At 72.3% G+C, this 15,863-nt stretch carries 18 protein-coding genes and 1 tRNA gene; 11 read left to right on the top strand and 8 right to left on the bottom strand.

What is annotated here, in order from left to right:
* Window positions 1-17 precede the first annotated feature (17 nt).
* Window positions 18-1,361 (bottom strand): tetratricopeptide repeat protein, encoded by a 1,344-nt coding sequence (locus ACIBEA_RS33700; RefSeq protein WP_399266993.1) that lies wholly within the window; start codon window positions 1,359-1,361, stop codon window positions 18-20.
* A gap of 258 nt (window positions 1,362-1,619) precedes the next feature.
* Between ACIBEA_RS33700 and ACIBEA_RS33695 the strand changes: the two genes are divergently transcribed.
* Window positions 1,620-2,042 (top strand): hypothetical protein, encoded by a 423-nt coding sequence (locus tag ACIBEA_RS33695; RefSeq protein WP_399266992.1) that lies wholly within the window; start codon window positions 1,620-1,622, stop codon window positions 2,040-2,042.
* 47 nt (window positions 2,043-2,089) lie between these two features.
* Window positions 2,090-2,998 (top strand): spermidine synthase, encoded by a 909-nt coding sequence (locus ACIBEA_RS33690; RefSeq protein WP_399266991.1) that lies wholly within the window; start codon window positions 2,090-2,092, stop codon window positions 2,996-2,998.
* A 13-nt stretch (window positions 2,999-3,011) separates the two neighbouring features.
* On the opposite strand, the gene ACIBEA_RS33685 is transcribed toward ACIBEA_RS33690, so the two are convergent.
* Window positions 3,012-3,548 carry a hypothetical protein gene (locus tag ACIBEA_RS33685; protein WP_399266990.1) on the bottom strand — a complete coding sequence of 179 codons (537 nt, stop codon included), beginning with the start codon at window positions 3,546-3,548 and terminating at the stop codon, window positions 3,012-3,014.
* 79 nt (window positions 3,549-3,627) lie between these two features.
* Here ACIBEA_RS33685 and ACIBEA_RS33680 point away from each other — a divergent pair, with 79 nt between their 5' ends.
* The 6 genes from ACIBEA_RS33680 to ACIBEA_RS33655 all read left to right on the top strand — a co-directional run bounded on the left by ACIBEA_RS33680 (window position 3,628) and on the right by ACIBEA_RS33655 (window position 7,895).
* Window positions 3,628-4,317, top strand: coding sequence for a response regulator transcription factor (locus ACIBEA_RS33680; protein WP_385772660.1), 690 nt, complete (start codon window positions 3,628-3,630; stop codon window positions 4,315-4,317).
* A gap of 61 nt (window positions 4,318-4,378) precedes the next feature.
* Complete coding sequence (locus tag ACIBEA_RS33675) at window positions 4,379-5,779, top strand: sensor histidine kinase (protein ID WP_399266989.1); 1,401 nt, start codon at window positions 4,379-4,381, stop codon at window positions 5,777-5,779.
* Between the two features lie 124 nt (window positions 5,780-5,903).
* A complete protein-coding gene (locus tag ACIBEA_RS33670) occupies window positions 5,904-6,068 on the top strand; it encodes a DUF5993 family protein (protein ID WP_399266988.1) in 165 nt (54 codons plus the stop codon).
* Between the two features lie 11 nt (window positions 6,069-6,079).
* Entirely contained in the window at window positions 6,080-6,715 is a 636-nt protein-coding gene (locus ACIBEA_RS33665) for a disulfide bond formation protein B (RefSeq protein WP_399266987.1), read from the top strand.
* A gap of 97 nt (window positions 6,716-6,812) precedes the next feature.
* Complete coding sequence (locus ACIBEA_RS33660) at window positions 6,813-7,526, top strand: NADPH-dependent F420 reductase (protein WP_399266986.1); 714 nt, start codon at window positions 6,813-6,815, stop codon at window positions 7,524-7,526.
* A gap of 66 nt (window positions 7,527-7,592) precedes the next feature.
* A complete protein-coding gene (locus ACIBEA_RS33655; protein WP_399266985.1) occupies window positions 7,593-7,895 on the top strand; it encodes a hypothetical protein in 303 nt (100 codons plus the stop codon).
* A 9-nt stretch (window positions 7,896-7,904) separates the two neighbouring features.
* On the opposite strand, the gene ACIBEA_RS33650 is transcribed toward ACIBEA_RS33655, so the two are convergent.
* A complete protein-coding gene (locus ACIBEA_RS33650) occupies window positions 7,905-8,435 on the bottom strand; it encodes a MarR family winged helix-turn-helix transcriptional regulator (RefSeq protein ID WP_399266984.1) in 531 nt (176 codons plus the stop codon).
* 141 nt (window positions 8,436-8,576) lie between these two features.
* Between ACIBEA_RS33650 and ACIBEA_RS33645 the strand changes: the two genes are divergently transcribed.
* Entirely contained in the window at window positions 8,577-9,464 is an 888-nt protein-coding gene (locus tag ACIBEA_RS33645; protein WP_399266983.1) for an NAD(P)H-binding protein, read from the top strand.
* Here the strand turns inward: ACIBEA_RS33645 and ACIBEA_RS33640 are convergent.
* The 4 genes from ACIBEA_RS33640 to ACIBEA_RS33625 form a co-directional block, all read right to left on the bottom strand.
* Window positions 9,456-9,528 (bottom strand) — tRNA-His (locus ACIBEA_RS33640). The two genes, ACIBEA_RS33645 and ACIBEA_RS33640, sit on opposite strands and share 9 nt — an antisense overlap.
* Before the next feature lie 105 nt (window positions 9,529-9,633).
* Window positions 9,634-10,236: an oligoribonuclease gene (gene orn, locus ACIBEA_RS33635; RefSeq protein WP_385772676.1), complete on the bottom strand. Its 603-nt coding sequence runs from the start codon at window positions 10,234-10,236 to the stop codon at window positions 9,634-9,636.
* Window positions 10,237-10,391: 155 nt separating this feature from the next.
* A complete protein-coding gene (locus ACIBEA_RS33630) occupies window positions 10,392-11,564 on the bottom strand; it encodes a helix-turn-helix domain-containing protein (RefSeq protein WP_354382488.1) in 1,173 nt (390 codons plus the stop codon).
* Between the two features lie 376 nt (window positions 11,565-11,940).
* Window positions 11,941-12,261, bottom strand: a complete 321-nt coding sequence (locus ACIBEA_RS33625; RefSeq protein WP_354382487.1) for a hypothetical protein — start codon at window positions 12,259-12,261, stop codon at window positions 11,941-11,943.
* 415 nt (window positions 12,262-12,676) lie between these two features.
* Here ACIBEA_RS33625 and ACIBEA_RS33620 point away from each other — a divergent pair, with 415 nt between their 5' ends.
* Both ACIBEA_RS33620 and ACIBEA_RS33615 read left to right on the top strand, forming a co-directional pair.
* The gene (locus ACIBEA_RS33620) at window positions 12,677-13,207 is read left to right on the top strand and encodes a universal stress protein (protein WP_399266982.1); all 531 of its coding nucleotides are present in this window, start codon (window positions 12,677-12,679) and stop codon (window positions 13,205-13,207) included.
* Between the two features lie 168 nt (window positions 13,208-13,375).
* A complete protein-coding gene (locus tag ACIBEA_RS33615; protein ID WP_385772682.1) occupies window positions 13,376-13,942 on the top strand; it encodes a GPR1/FUN34/YaaH family transporter in 567 nt (188 codons plus the stop codon).
* Window positions 13,943-14,015: 73 nt separating this feature from the next.
* Here the strand turns inward: ACIBEA_RS33615 and glmS are convergent, their stop codons facing one another.
* Window positions 14,016-15,833, bottom strand: coding sequence for a glutamine--fructose-6-phosphate transaminase (isomerizing) (gene glmS / locus ACIBEA_RS33610; protein WP_399266981.1), 1,818 nt, complete (start codon window positions 15,831-15,833; stop codon window positions 14,016-14,018).
* Window positions 15,834-15,863 lie beyond the last annotated feature (30 nt).

Genomic DNA, 15,863 nt, shown 5'->3' with positions numbered 1-15,863 from the left:
GGGGTCGGCCCCCGCGGTCAGGTCGAGGCGTGCCGGGTCAGGAAGGCGCCGACGCGCGGTGAGCGCTGGTGCGGGACCAGCGCGCGGGCCGTCCCGGACAGCATCGACTCGACCCGGGTCGACTGCACCTCGGCCAGCAGGTCCAGGACCCGGTGGCCCGCCCAGGCCGCCTCGTCCGGGGCGCCCGCGCGGGCCAGGTCGTCGGCCAGCTCGGAGGTGTAGAGGGCGACGTTGCGGGCGAAGTGCGGGTCCTGGAGGTCGGCGGCCCGCCGCGCGTGCCGGGCGGCGCGGGAGTACTCGCCCAGCGCCGCCCAACAGCGGGCCTCCAGGAACTCCAGCTCCGCCTCGCCGAAGAACGACATCCACTCGGGGTCGGCCGCGGCCGGCCCGCGCGAGAAGTGGGTGTGGGCTCGGGTCAGCGCGTCCTCGCAGGACCTGCGGTCCGCCATCCCGGCCCAGCCGCCCGCCTCGCGCAGGGCCAGCAGGGACAGCAGCCGGGCGGAGCCGAGGCTGCGGGCCGCCCGGGCGCCGGCCTGGGCCGCCCGGACGGATTCGCGGGGCCGCCCGCAGTCCCCGGCGAGGAACGCGGCATTGCTGAAGGCGTGTGCTTCCAGGGCCGCGTCGCCGGAGACCCGGGCGGTGGCGAGGGCCTCCGCGTAGTGCGAACGGGCGTCCTCGAAGCGGCCCGAGTCGTGGGCCAGCCAGCCCACCGAGATGGCCAGCTCGCCGGCGCCCGCGTGCAGCCGGTCCTCGGTGGACTGGCGGGTGGCGCCGGCGTCCAGCAGCGCGTAGGCGGTGCGCAGCGGTTCGGCGGCCTTGCGGTAGAGGGCGTCCGCGCCGTGCCGGTCGTCCAGCAGGCGGATCTGGCGTACGGCGTCCTCGACCGCCGCGGCCTCGGACTCGCCGGCCCGCGCGGGGACCCGGCGGTTGTCGCCGAGGAGGGTGAGGTTGAGCGTCGCGGCCACCGCGACGGTCGCGGAGCCACCCGCCATGAATGCGCGACGCAGCACGTCGCTCTCCTTGGAGGAATGCGTGAAGCCTGGGAACAGGGACAGGGGTGGTGAGGGGATCCGGGGTGAGGGGATCCTGTGCGCGGACCGGCCGCGTACCGCCTCGCGGGGGGAGAAGCCGAGATCGGCGAGCGTCCGCCCGGGGAACATGTGCAGGAACACGCGCTCGTAGGCGTAGTTGGGACAGCGGATCTCCCCCGACTCGACCCGACCGATGTAGCGGGCGTCGCAGGAAACCGTTTCTCCGATCTCTTTCGCCGCCCTGCGCACCATGCTCGCGAACTCAGCGGGGGAACGCTGTCCCCGGAGGCGCCGGAACGACGAGTTGGGTGAGTGGGGGGACGCCGCCATGGACGTGGCCTCTCTGGCGAGGAACGCTGCCGGCGATCTGGGGCCCGGCGCGCACGAACGTACCGCCAGGGAGGGTCGACCCACACGGTGTTTGCCTACAAAACGGATATCTCACCCGCGATCCGCCATGAACTGCCATCCTTTGCGGCGTCCTGTCGCCGCACCCGTTGACGACTCCGTGCGTTGAACCATGCGGACCGGGAGGAGACTCCCGGCCGGCACGCGCATCGAGGAGGGGTTCCCTTGTTGGAGGGCGGCATGGAGACCAGTGGCACGAACACCGCGACCGGGCCGGGCACGGCCCCGACCGGAACCCTGGCGGGAGCCCCGGCCCCGGACCTGGTGACCGTGCCCGCACGACAGGGGCTGGAGGCGGTGGACATCATCCGCCGCGCCGCCGCCCGGGACAGCGGAGTGGGCCCGGTCCTGCACGACGACTCCGGCGACACCCTCGGGTTCCTGGTGCCGCCCGGCACCGCCGACGGCTGGGACATGCCGGGCAGCGCCTGTACGCAGACCAACGGGCGCGGGATCCGACTCTTCGGGGAGTCCCCCACGGCGGGCGGCACCGGCTGGCTGCTGCCCCCGGACAGCACCGGTCCGGTCACCGATCCGGAGGTGCTGCGCGCCGCCCTCGGCGAGGCGGCCCGGCTGATCGAGGCCGCGGACAACTGTCGCTGAGGCAGCGGTGACGGGCTCGTGAGCTGGGACGACGCCATAATGGCGGCATGGCAAAGGGTAGGCAGCGCGGCGAACGGGGCGGCAGCGGGAGCGGCAGTGCGAGCGGAGGCGGACGCGCGGCGGCCGCCGGGCCCCTCGTCGGACCGGTCGACGGCGGCACGGCGGAGCTGGCACCGGACCGCGAACGCGCCAACGCCTGGACCCTGCTGATCGACGGCGCCCCGCAGTCCCACGTGGACCTGGACGACCCGCGGTACCTGGACTTCTCCTACCAGCGCCGGATCGGGCACCTCATCGACCTGGTCGCGCCCGCCCGCCAGCCCCTCAACGTGCTGCACCTGGGCGGCGGAGCCTTCACCCTGGCCCGCTACACCGCGGCCACCCGCCCCCGCTCCACCCAGCAGGTCGTGGAGATCGACGCGGGCCTGGTGGCCTTCGTACGGGCCCACCTCCCGCTGGACCCACAGGCGCGGGTCCGGGTCCGGACCACCGACGCGCGGGCCGGGTTGGGCAAGGTCCCGGACGGCTGGGCGGACCTGGTGATCGCCGACGTGTTCAGCGGCGCGCGCACCCCCGCGCACCTGACCAGCACCGAGTTCCTGGACGACGTGCGCCGGGTGCTGAACCCCACGGGGTGGTACGTCGCCAACCTCGCGGACGGTCCGCCGCTCGCGCACCTGCGGGGGCAGATCGCCACCGCCGCCTCCCGGTTCGGGCAGCTGGCGATGGCCGCGGACCCGGTGGTCTGGCGGGGCAAGCGCTTCGGCAACGCGGTGCTCGTGGCCGCCGACCGGGAGCTCCCGGTGGCCGAATTCACCCGGCGGGTCGCGAGCGACCCGCATCCGGGGCGGGTCGAGCACGGACGCGAACTGGCCGCCTTCGCGGGCGGAGCCGCGCCGGTGGCCGACGCGGCCGCGGTGGCCTCGCCGGTGCCGCCGCCGTCCGTCTTCCGCTGAGCGCGATCCCCCCTCAGCCGTCGACGACCTCGACCAGCGGCGGGTGCCCGTTCCAGGTGCAGAAGACGGACACCGCCCGGTTGTCCCGGGTGAAGTTCACCCGGATCCACTCCGACTGCTTCCACACCTGCATCCGCCACCCCGCGTCCGGGGTCGCGGAGACCAACTGGCCCGCGGTGCCACCGAGGTCGAAGACGACCCGGCCGCCCGTGACCGCGTAGCTGCGCACGCTCCCGCCGTCCTCGCCCGCGGGCCGGCCGTACGGCTGCTCCCGCGGCGGCGGCGAGGACGTCCGGGCGCTGGGTGACGGGGCCGCGGTGGACGCGGACGCGCTCGGCGACGGAGCGGGGGAGGACGGGGCGGCGGACGCGGGGGCGGGCGTACGGGCGTCCCCGGTCGAGGAGGAGCGCGGCAGCGCGGTCAGCGGCACGGCGCGCGGAGGATCGTAGGCCGTACCGGACATGACGGTGTGCACGCCCCACCACGAGAGCGTCACCGCTGCTCCGGTCGCCAGCGTCCAGGCCAGTGCGTGGACAAGTCCTCGATGCATCAGGGGCCATACTGCACCACCCGATCGAGTGGCGGCCCGCGGGCTCCGGGGGTCCCTCGAATGGCGTACGGTGCCGCTCATGGCAAGTGTGCTCGTGGTCGAGGACGACCAGTTCGTACGTTCCGCCCTCATCCGGCACCTGACCGAGGCCTCCCACACCGTGCGGAGCGTCGGCACCGCCCTGGAGGCCCTGCGCGAGGTCGCGCACCACCGCTTCGACGTGGTGATCCTGGACCTCGGGCTGCCCGACCTGGACGGTTCGGAGGCGCTGAAGATGCTGCGCGGGATCACCGACGTACCGGTGATCATCGCGACCGCGCGCGACGACGAGGCGGAGATCGTCCGGCTGCTCAACGACGGGGCCGACGACTACCTCATCAAGCCCTTCTCCGTCGAGCACCTCTCTGCCCGGATGGCCGCCGTCCTGCGCCGCTCGCGCGCCGCCACCGGCGCCGAACCGCCCTCGCGGGTGCTGCGGGTGGGCGGGCTGGCCATCGACCCGCTGCGCCGCCAGGCCGAGCTGGACGGGGCCGTACTGGACCTGACCCGGCGCGAGTTCGACCTGCTGACCTTCCTCGCCGGGCGGCCCGGGGTGGTCGTGGCCCGGCGGGAGCTGCTGGCCGAGGTCTGGCAGCAGTCCTACGGCGACGACCAGACCATCGACGTCCACCTGTCCTGGCTGCGCCGCAAGCTCGGCGAGACGGCGGCCAGCCCGCGCTACCTGCACACGCTGAGGGGTGTGGGCGTCAAGCTGGAGCCGCCCCTGTGAGCCCCGCCGACGGTGTGAGCCCCGCCGACGGTGTGAGCCCCGACCGTGCGGGCGGCCCGCGATGAGGTGGGCGCTCGTCAAGGTGTGTCTCGCGGTCACCACCATGGTCGTCGCGGCCTTCGCCGTCCCGCTCGGGCTGGTCGTCCGGGAGATGGCCAGCGACCGGGCCTTCTCCAACGCCGAACGGCAGGCCGCCACCATCGGCCCCACCCTCTCCATCACCACCGACCCGCTCCAGCTGCGCAAGGCCGTCGAGTCCACGCAGATGGGCGCGGCCCGCCGGATGGCCGTGCACGTCCCGGCCGTCGCCGGCGCCGCCGCGGTGGACCTCGGCGGACCCGGGGAGAGCGGCGCGGGCTGGGCGGGAGCGCAGGCGGTCGCCGAGACCCGTGGCTACGGGCGCGGGATGACGACGTCGGTGGCGGGCGGCGGTTCGGCGCTGCTCCAGCCGACCGCCCTCTCCTCCGGCGACATCGCGGTGATCGAGATCTACGTGCCCGAGAGCGAGGTCAGCAACGGGGTCACCACGGCCTGGCTGGTCCTCGCGGGCGTCGGACTCGCCCTGATCGTGGGCTCGGTGGCGGTCGCGGACCGGCTCGGCGCGCGCCTGGTGCGCCCGGCCGAACGCCTCGCGGACGCCGCGCACCGGCTCGGCGAGGGGAAGCTGGGCGCGCGGGTGCCCGAGGACGGACCGAAGGAACTCCGCTCGGCCGCCGTCGCGTTCAACTCCATGGCGGACCAGGTCGTGGAACTCCTCGCCAGCGAGCGGGAGCTGGCCGCCGACCTCTCGCACCGGCTGCGCACGCCGCTGACGGTGCTGCGGCTCAACGCGGCCTCGCTCGGGGACGGTCCGGCGGCCGAGCAGACCCGGGCCGCCGTCGAACAGCTGGAGCGTGAGGTGGACACCATCATCCGGACCGCGCGCGAGCAGCGGCCGACCGCCGCGCAGGGTTTCTCGGGCGGCGGGTGCGACGCCTCGGAGGTGATCCGGGAGCGGATGGACTTCTGGTCGGCGCTGGCCGAGGACGAGGGCCGCGAGGTGCGGCTGGCGGGCGTGGACCGGGTGGTGCGGATCCCCGTGGCCCGGCCGGAACTGACGGCCGCGCTGGACGCGATGCTCGGCAACGTCTTCCGGCACACCCCCGAGGGCACCCCCTTCGCGGTGGACGTGCACGACGCGACGGACGCGGTGATCGTGCTGGTCTCGGACGCGGGGCCGGGGATCGCCGACCCGGACGCGGCACTGCGGCGCGGGAACGACGGGGGCCGGGACGGGTCCACGGGCCTGGGCCTGGACATCGTGCGCCGGGTCGCGGAATCGACCGGCGGGGACGTCCGGCTGGGGCGCTCGGTGCTCGGGGGGACCGAGGTGCGGGTGTGGATCGCGCTGGACGGGCGGACCCGCGGCGGGTCGGCCGGGGCGCGCGGCCGCCGGGGCGGTCGGCGCAAGCGGAGCAGGTGAGGTCGGGGCCGCCGACGCCGCCGGGCCGGGGGGTGGTCACGGAGGCGGCGCAAGTGACGTAACCGCAGGCGGGCGGGGGCGCGCCTCGTGAAGGGCGCGGCGTGCGATCGGTACGGTCCGGCGCATGGACACCCTAATCTTCGGCGGCCTCCTCGCCACGATGATCGCGATGTGCCGGGACTCGTCCCGGACGATCGTGCTCGCGGCCTGGTGGGTCATGCTGCTCGCCGTGATCCTGCTGATGGCGCACCACATCACCAGCAGCCTCGCCCTGACCCTGAGCTACTGACCGTGGCCGCGATGCGCAGCATCATGCCCGAGGCCCCGCTGGAGGGCGGGCTGCTGGGACGGGTCCAGTACTGGTTCGCCTGCGTTTTCGCCATCGGCTGGACGGGGGTCGTCTGCGGGGGCCTCTTCTTCCAGTTCGGGCTCTGGGAGTACCCGTGCCCGCTCTGCATCGTGCAGCGGATGTTCATGCTGCTGGCCGCGATGGGGGCCGCGTACATCATCCGGACGGGCATCGGCACGGGGGCGGTGACCGGGCGGGACTACATGATGGGCTGGGGGCTGGCCCTGGTCGCGGTGATCGCCGGCTCCTTCGCCTCCTGGCGGCAGACGATGCTGCACATCCTGCCGGGGGACAAGGGGTTCGGGAGCGAGGTCCTCGGCCTGCACCTGTACGTCTGGGCGTGGGTGCTCTTCCAGGCCTCGGTGGTCGCGATCGGCATCGTCCTCGCCTTCGCGCACGCGACGGCGGACCGGGCGGTGCCGGAGGACGGGCCGTACCGGACGGTGGGGCTGTTCGCGCTGTGGTTCCTCGGCGCGGTGATCGCGGTGAACGTGGTGGCCGTCTTCTTCGAGGAGGGGTTCCACTGGTTCCTCCCCGACGACCCGACGAAGTACCGGCTGCTCTACGACATCGGGATCCTCGACTGACGGACGGGGCCGCATTCTGTTGGTGCCGCGGCCCGGTCAGCCCTTACCTTCAGGGTCGTTGAGACCTCAACTCGCCTTCCACGAAGGGAAGTCCGAAATGCGCTACGCAGTCCTCGGTACCGGGGTCGTCGGCCGGACGCTCGCGGGGAAGCTCGTCTCCGTCGGCCACGACGTGGTGATCGGCACCCGGGACCCGGCCGCCACGCTCGCCCACGCGAGCGACGACCCCGCGGCCCCGTCCTACGCCGACTGGCAGGCGGCCCACCCCGAGGTGGGGCTGGCCTCCTTCGCGCGGGCCGCGGAAGGGGCCGACCTGCTCGTCAACGCGACCGGCGGCCGGGCCAGCCTGCTGGCACTGGCCACGGTGGACCCCGCCGACCTGGAGGGGAAGGTGCTGATCGACATCGCCAACCCGCTCGACTTCTCCCGCGGGTTCCCGCCCGGCCTGGACCCGGTCGACAGCGACAGCCTCGGCGAGCAGATCCAGCGCGCCCACCCGGGGCTGCGCGTGGTCAAGACCCTCAACACCATGCAGTGCGCGGTGATGGTCGACCCGGGCCGGGTCGCCGGTGAACACCACGTCTTCGTCTCCGGGGACGACGCGGAGGCGAAGAAGGAGGTGCGGGAGCTGCTGTACTCCTTCGGCTGGCCGCAGGACGCCGTCCTCGACCTCGGCGGGATCGAGACCGCGCGGGGCACCGAGATGCTGCTGCCGATCTGGCTGCGGCTGATGGGCTCCCTGGGGCACGCCGAATTCAACTTCCACATCCAGGGCGCGGGCGCCGCGGGCGGCGGTGGCGAGGGCCACTGACGGGTGCGGATGTGTTGCCGAGGCGGGTGGGCGCGCCGAGTGTGGGCGTGACGGAAGGAGTCACGCATGAGAGTCATGCTCCGCGCCCATTTCGACACCACCGCCGCCAACGAGGGCATCAAGAGCGGCGCCCTGCCCGCGGCGGTGGGCAGGATGATGGACACCCTGAAGCCGGAGGCCGCCTACTTCGGGCTGTCGGAGGGGGTGCGGACCTGTTGGCTCGTCTTCGACATGCAGGACAGCTCGCAGCTGCCGCCCGTGGGCGAGGACCTCTTCATGCAGTTCAACGCGGAGGTCGAGATCTCTCCCGTGATGAACCGCGACGACCTGGCGAAGGGGTTGGAAGCGCTGAAGGCGACGAGTGGCTGACGGTCGCCCTCAGTCGGTCGGTGCGTCGGTCGGTGCGTCGGCCGCGCCCGAGGCGAGGCGGTGGGCCTGGGCGCGGCCGACCTCGGCGGCGCGGTGCAGGTAGTCCGCGATGACGTGGAGCTCCGCGTCCGAATAGCTCGCCAGTACCTCGCCGAAGGCGCGGCCCGGGGTCTCCCAGGCCGCGCCGATGCGTGCGCGGGCCTCGGGGGCGAGGGCGACGAGGGAGCGGCGGCGGTCGTGCGGATCGGCCTGCCGCTCGACGATGCCCGCCTTGACCATGCGGTCCACGAGGCGGGTGGCCGAGCCCGAGGTCAGGCCGGTGAGGCGGGCGATGTCGCCGGTGCTGACGGGGCCGGGCTCGATGTCGAGGAGCGCGATGCACTGCAGGTCGGTGGGGTGCAGGCCGACGTGGTCGGCCATGGCCTGGCTGAAGAGGGAGTAGTCGGCGTAGTGCCGCTGGCTCTCGGTGACGACGCGCGCGAGCAGCTCGGCGCGGCTCCAGGCCGGGGAATCACCCGAAGGAAGTGAATCGGTTGACATCGGCATCTCCGTGCTCCAAATTTAACTGTGTGACGCAGAGGATGTGTCGCACAGAATCTGTGCCACGTGTTCATCGTAACGGGGCGCACCGCCGAACGCGCATCACCCGGCGGATCAACCCGCAAGGAAGGACCCACTGAAATGACCGTCCTCATCACCGGAGGTCGCGGAGCCGTCGCCCGAGGTCTCGCCGGCCTCCTCACCGAGCGCGGCGTCGCGTTCCGGCTCGCCTCCCGCGAGCCCACGGGTGCGGCCCCGGGTGCCGTGCACTGCGATCTGACCGACCCCGGGACCTTCCCGGCCGCCCTCGAAGGCGTCCGCTCGGTGTTCCTGTACGCCGCCGCCGAGCAGGTCGACGCCTTCGTCGAGGAAGCCGTCCGCGCCGGAGTGGAGCACGTCGTGCTGCTGTCCTCCTCCAGCGTCCTGGATCCCGGTGCCCGCGAGAACGCCCTGGCCGCGTCCCACCTCGCCGTGGAGCAGGCCCTGCTGGCCGCGCCGCTGCGCACCACGCTGCTCCGCCCCGGCTCCTTCGCGAGCAATACCCGCAGCTGGGCCCGGTCCATCCGCTCCGGGGCGGCGGTGCTGCTGCCCCACCCCGGCTCGCACAGCGATCCCGTCCATGAGGCGGACCTCGCCGAGGCCGCCTTCGCCGTCCTCGCCGACCCGGGGCTCGGTGGCCGCGCCCACATCCTGACGGGGCCGCGGTCGCTGACCTTCCTGGACCAGCTGGAGGTGCTCGCCGAGGTGCTGGGGCGGCCCGTGGCCCACGAGGAGGTCACCCCGCAGGCGTGGAAGGACTCGGTCGCCGCGTACCTCCCCGGGCCGTACGCCGACGCGCTCCTGGCCCACTGGGCCGCCGGGGTCGGGGTCCCCGCGCAGATATCCGGCTCCGTGGAGCTCCTCACCGGACACCCGGCCCGTTCCTTCACCGACTGGGTCGAGGACCACCGGGAGGAGTTCGGCGGTCGCGCCAACGCGAAGGGCCCCGGTCCGCTCGCGCGTACCGGGGCCCTTCAACAGGGTGAGTGACGGGACTTGAACCCGCGGCCACCTGGACCACAACCAGGTGCTCTACCAACTGAGCTACACCCACCATGCCCGGCGGGAATCCCGACCGGCCGATTAAAAGGGTACAGGGTCCGAGAGGGTGCTCGCTCCCACCTTTTCGCCGGCCCGTGGGCACCCGCCCGCTGGGCCGCTATTCGGCGGGCACGACGTGCTTCGCGGCGATGGTGCGCGCGGTGTCCGAGTCCGGTCCGGGCTGCGGGACGAAGACCGCTTCGCGGTAGTAGCGCAGCTCGGCGATGGACTCCTTGATGTCCGCGAGCGCCCGGTGGTTGCCGCTCTTGGGCGGGCTGTTGAAGTAGGCCCGCGGGTACCAGCGACGCGCCAGCTCCTTGATCGAGGACACGTCCACGATCCGGTAGTGCATGTAGGCCTCCAGCGTGGCCATGTCGCGCAGCAGGAAGCCGCGGTCGGTGCCAACCGAGTTCCCGCACAGCGGGGCCTTGCCCGGCTCCTTGACGTGCTCCCGTACGTAGGCCAGGACCTGGGCCTCGGCGTCCGCCAGGGTGGTCCCGGCCGCCAGTTCGTCGAGCAGGCCGGACGAGGTGTGCATCTCGCGCACCACGTCGGGCATGGTCTCCAGGGCGGCGTCCGGCGGGCGGATCACGATGTCCACGCCTTCGCCGAGCACATTGAGCTCCGAGTCGGTGACCAGTGCGGCCACCTCGATAAGTGCGTCGTCCGCCAACGAGAGCCCGGTCATCTCGCAGTCGATCCACACCATGCGATCGTTCATGCGTCCCACCTTATGCGGAGCTTCCCCCTCTACGGGCCTCCCGGGGGGGCGCGGGTGCGCGCCGGTGTGCGCCCCCGCCGGAACGCGCAGGTCCCCCCGGCCCTGATCAAGGGTCGGAGGGACCTGCCGTTCGGCGGTGTACGCCCGGGCGGGGACTACGCGTGCTCGCGCAGGACCCGGCCGGGGGAGTACAGCTCGGTCACCGACGGTCCGGTGGCCGCCAGGGCGGCCGCGGCCCGCTGGGGCTGCGGCGTGCGCTGGTGCGGAACCGGCCCGTCCGAGAGCTGCGACACCTGCGGCACGTCGACCTGCGGCCGGCGCGCCCGGTAGGCCGAGCGGTAGGCGGCGGGGGAGGACCCCAGCTGCCGCCGGAAGTGCCCGCGCAGCGCGACCGGCGAGCGGAAGCCGCAGCGCCCGGCGACCTCGTCGACCGAATAGTCGGAGGTCTCCAGCAGCCGCTGTGCCTGGAGCACCCGCTGGGTGATCAGCCACTGCAGCGGCGCGCTGCCGGTCAGCGAACGGAACCGCCGGTCGAAGGTGCGCCTGCTCATGTAGGCGCGCGCCGCCAGCGTCTCCACGTCGAACTGCTCGTGGAGGTGTTCCAGTGCCCAGGCGACGACCTCGGCGAGCGGATCGGCGCCGATCTCCTCCGGCAGCGACCGGTCGAGATAGCGCTCCTGGCCCCCGGTGCGGCGCGGCGGCACGACGAGTCGGCGGGCCAGTGCCCCGGCCGCCTCACTGCCGTGGTCCGTGCGCACGATGTGGAGGCACAGGTCGATTCCGGCCGCGGTGCCCGCGGACGTCAGCACGTCGCCGTCGTCCACGAAGAGTTCGCGCGGATCGACATGGACGGACGGGTACCGCTTGGCCAGCGTCGGCGCGTACATCCAGTGCGTCGTCGCGGGTCGGCCGTCGAGCAGACCGGCAGCGGCGAGCACGAAGGCTCCCGTGCACAGCCCGACGATCCGGGCCCCCTCCTCGTGCGCCTGACGCAGTGCGTCGAGCGCCTCCGGCGGTGGCGGCGAAGTGATGGAGCGCCAGGCCGGGACGACGACCGTGCCTGCCCGGGCGATCGCCTCCAACCCGTACGGCGCGGTCAGTTCGAGCCCGCCGGTGGTCCGCAGCGGACCGTCCTCCCCGGCGCACACGAGCAGTCGATAGCGTGGAACTCCCGCGTCCTGCCGGTCAATGCCGAACACGGAGAGTGGAATGGAACTCTCGAAGATCGGACCGCCGCTGAAGAGCAGCACCGCAACAATTTCCCTGCGGCGGCGCCCTGCGAGCTTCCGGCCGGCGTCCGCGACGACGGCGGTGGAATCCTGGCTCATGGCGCTAAGCCCCCCTTGGGTGTCGCGACTCCTTGGTCTGGTCGCACCTGCACGTTTCCCCTCGGCCTTGCACGTGGATCCCCCGCCGTAAATACATGATCGAATCTACTGCGTCCCGTGGTGTCGGCGTGACAAGTTCACCACGCAGCGCTATGTCGACTTGGCAACTTGGCGAAAAGCATTCGATCAGGAACCCTTCCACTCCGCCAGGCGGGTGGGAAGTGCGCCGTCCGCTGCTGGCCAGTACACGTAGGGTCTGGGCGCTCCCGCGACTCTGTCGTCCCTGGTGGTAGGGGGATTGGCCGGGGCTTCCGGCAAAGGTCGAGTCCGGAAGCGAAGTTGGCTGAAAACATGCGGGCGCGAGTGTGCGAATAAGTCATTCGTGGGTGGAGATCCCGCCGGAACCATGGCATCCGCGGTGTGTTCCGGCCCCGGGGCGGGAGTGCCGGCCGCGGGGTACGGCCCCCGGAGGGAGCGCTACCGGAACCCGGGCCGCGGCCCGTTGGGTCTTCTCCGAGTGGCGCAGCATCACCCGGCACACCGCGGTGACCGTCACCAGCCCCAGGGTCGCGACGGCGGCGCCGTCGAAGGAGGTCCCGTAGACGACGAGGACCACGGGGACGAGCAGGCAGCTGAAGGCGGCCCAGCGCACCACGTCACCCGCGGGGTCGTCGCCGGGCCGGCGAGCCGGGTGCACGGACGAGTGAACGGCCGCGTGGCGGGAATGCGGGAGGGGCGGGGCGGACTGTGTCGGCGGAGCTGGCTGGACGGGGTGGACCGGATGACCGGGCACGGCGTACTCCCTGCGGGCTCTTCCTGGACGGTCGGACCCTTGTCCAACGCCGGGCGGCGCGGCTCGGTCACTGCGCGCACGGGTGGCTCGTCACTGCCTGTAGGGGGCAGCGGCCATTGCCAAGGAGCCCTCGCTCCGGCATGCTCCCTTCGACGCTCTCCAAGGGCGGCAAGGGGCGGCAAGCCCTGTGCACGGCAGGAGTGTCGCCGTACCCTGGGGGGTAAGGGCTTGGGAAGATGGTTTCCCGGACAGACCCCCGTCACCCTGAGTCGCCGATTCCGCGCGACCCTGATCCCGAGGACCTTTCGCCGAGACGCCCATGGCCGGTCACGAATTCTCCGAACCCGCGGACCGCAAGCGCAAGCCCGTCGCCGACTCCGTGTCGAGCGACCTGCGCGCGGTGGAACAGACACGTCTCGCCTGCGACCCGGCCTTCCGGCACGGGGTCGTGGTGGGATTCGACGGCTCGACGTCCAGCGAGCGCGCGCTCGCCTATGCGATCGGGATGGCCCGCCGCTCCGGCTCCGGCCTGATCATCGTCCATGTGGCCAATCGGCTGCCCACCACCGTGTGGGCGGGCTGTGAGCCACCGGTCTTCGTGGACGTCCCGGACCACCGCACCGAGGTGCTCGGGCTGGAACTCGCCTGTGCCGACTACCTGACCGAGATCCCGTGGATCCTGGTGGAGCGCGGTGGGGACATCTGCCACGAGCTGGAGGAGGTCGGCCGCGAGTACTCGGCCGACGCCATCGTGGTCGGCTCCACGCAGGGCTTCGTCGGACGCATCTTCGGCTCGGTGGCCGGACGCCTCGCGAAGCGCGCCCAGCGGCCGGTCGTCGTCATTCCGTGAGCCGTCCCGTGACGCGTCACGCGGATCGCTCCGCCGATCATCGCGTGACCGGTTGTGTTCGCTCCGTGACCCAGCCGTGACCCGTCGCGTGGTGGATTGAGCGGTTGTGAAGGGTACATAAAAGTCGCTGGGACACAGCATAAAACTGCAGATCGAAGGGAGCCCGCCGTGGACAATGATGTCTCTGCGGGAAGCACTGCCACGACCTCGACCCTGGGGCACCTGGCCCTGGGTCTGACCCTTCTCGCGTTCGGAATCGGCCACACCGGCATCATCGACGGAGTGTCGGCGGCCGATTCCGTCTCGCTCGCCACGTACCTCGGCGGCCTCGCCCTGTTCGTCCTCGGGATCCTCGAGTACCGGGGCGGCAACGGCTTCAACGGCACTGCCTTCGCCGGGCTCGGCGTCTTCTGGTTCACCTGGGCCAGTGGCGCGGGCGACAAGGTGTCGGCCGACGCAGGCGGAACGTTTCTGGTGCTGTTCGCCCTGCTCGCGCTGACCCTCACGGTCGGTGCCTCGGGCGGACTGTTCGGCCAGGGCATGTACGCCCTGCTGTTCCTCTCGCTGGTGCTGCTGGCGATATCGGCCTTCGCGGACAGCGGCTCGCTGGCCAAGGCGGCGGGCTGGGTCGCGGCGGTCTCCGGACTGTTGGGCTGGTACGGAGCCACGGCGGCCCTCGCCAAGTGGCCGATGGCGCTCGGCCGGCGCTCCGGCGGAGCCGTCGCCGCGAGCTGAACCACGACTGCCCCCCGTGCGCCGTGCGCACGGGGGGCAGTTCGCTGCCCGCCACCCTCGGTGGCGGGGTCGACTACTCGACGGTGACCGACTTGGCCAGGTTGCGCGGCTTGTCGATGTCCCGGCCCAGGGACAGGGCCGTGTGGTAGGCCAGCAGCTGGAGCGGGATCCCCATCAGGATCGGGTCCAGCTCGTCCTCGTTCTTCGGCACCACGATGGTGTGGTCGGCCTTCTCCTGCGCGCGGTGGGCCACCGCGAGGATCCGGCCGCTGCGGGCCTTGATCTCCTCCAGGGCCGCGCGGTTCTTCTCCAGCAGGTCGTCGTCCGGCACGATCGCGACGGTGGGCATCGCGGGCTCGATCAGGGCGAGCGGGCCGTGCTTGAGCTCGGAGGCCGGGTAGGCCTCGGCGTGGATGTAGGAGATCTCCTTGAGCTTGAGCGAGGCCTCCAGCGCGACCGGGTAACCGCGGACCCGGCCGATGAACATCATCGACTTGGCCTCGGCGTACTCGGCGGCCAGCTGCTTGATGTCCTCCTCGCCGTCGAGGATCTCCTGGATCTGCGCGGGCAGCTTGCGCAGGCCCTCGATGATCCGCTTGCCGTCGGTGACGGACAGGTCGCGGATGCGGCCGAGGTGCACGGCGAGCAGCGCGAAGGCGACCACCGTGTTGGTGAAGCACTTGGTGGAGACGACGCAGACCTCCGGGCCGGCGTGCACGTACACGCCGCCGTCGGCCTCGCGGGCGATGGCCGAGCCGACCACGTTGACCACGCCGAGGACGCGGGCGCCCTTGCGCTTGAGCTCCTGCACCGCCGCGAGCACGTCGTACGTCTCACCCGACTGCGACACCGCGATGTAGAGGGTGTCGGGGTCCACGACCGGGTTGCGGTAGCGGAATTCGGACGCGGGCTCGGCGTCCGCGGGGATCCGGGCCAGGCTCTCGATGAGGCCCGCGCCGATGAGGCCCGCGTGGTACGAGGTGCCGCAGCCCAGGATCTTGACCCGGCGGATGCCGCGCGCCTCGCGCGGGTCCAGGTTCAGGCCGCCCAGGTGGACGGTGTTGAACCGGTCGTCGATCCGGCCGCGCAGCACGCGGTCGACCGCGTCGACCTGCTCGGTGATCTCCTTGTGCATGTAGGTGTCGTGGCCGCCCATGTCGTAGGAGGCGGCCTCCCACTCCACGGTCTCGGGCGTGGCGGTCGTCGTCGTACCGCTCGTCGTGTAGGTGCGGAAGTCGTCGGCCTTGAGGGTCGCCATCTCGCCGTCGTTGAGGGTGACGACCTGGCGGGTGTGGGCGATCAGCGCGGCGACGTCGGAGGCGACGAGCATCTCCTTCTCGCCGATGCCGAGGATGACCGGCGAGCCGTTGCGGGCGACGACGATGCGGTCGGCGAAGTCGGAGTGCATCACGGCGATGCCGTAGGTGCCCTCGATGACCTTGAGCGCCTCGCGGACCTTCTCCTCCAGGGTGTTCGCCTGGGCGCGGGCGATCAGGTGGACGATCACCTCGGTGTCGGTCTCGGAGGCGAAGACGACCCCGTCGGCCTCCAGCTTGGCGCGCAGCTCCGAGGCGTTGTCGACGATGCCGTTGTGGACGACGGCGACCTTGTTCTCGGGGTCCAGGTGCGGGTGGGAGTTGTGGTCGCTCGGGGCGCCGTGGGTGGCCCAGCGGGTGTGCGCGATGCCGGTGGTGCCGGTGAAGCGCTTGGGGACCTTCGCTTCCAGGTCGCGGACCCGGCCCTTGGCCTTGACCATCTTCAGCGCGGGGGACTTCGGGGTGTTGACGACCATGCCGGCCGAGTCGTAACCGCGGTACTCCAGGCGTGCCAGCCCCTCCAGCAGCAGCGGTGCCACGTCACGCTTGCCGATGTAACCCACAATTCCGCACATACGGTTCTTGCCCCTCCTGAAGTTCGGTGT

It is taken from the genome of Streptomyces sp. NPDC051555, from assembly GCF_044454405.1.
Classification (GTDB): Bacteria; Actinomycetota; Actinomycetes; order Streptomycetales; family Streptomycetaceae; genus Streptomyces.
This window is presented reverse-complemented; position numbering and strand designations above follow the sequence as displayed.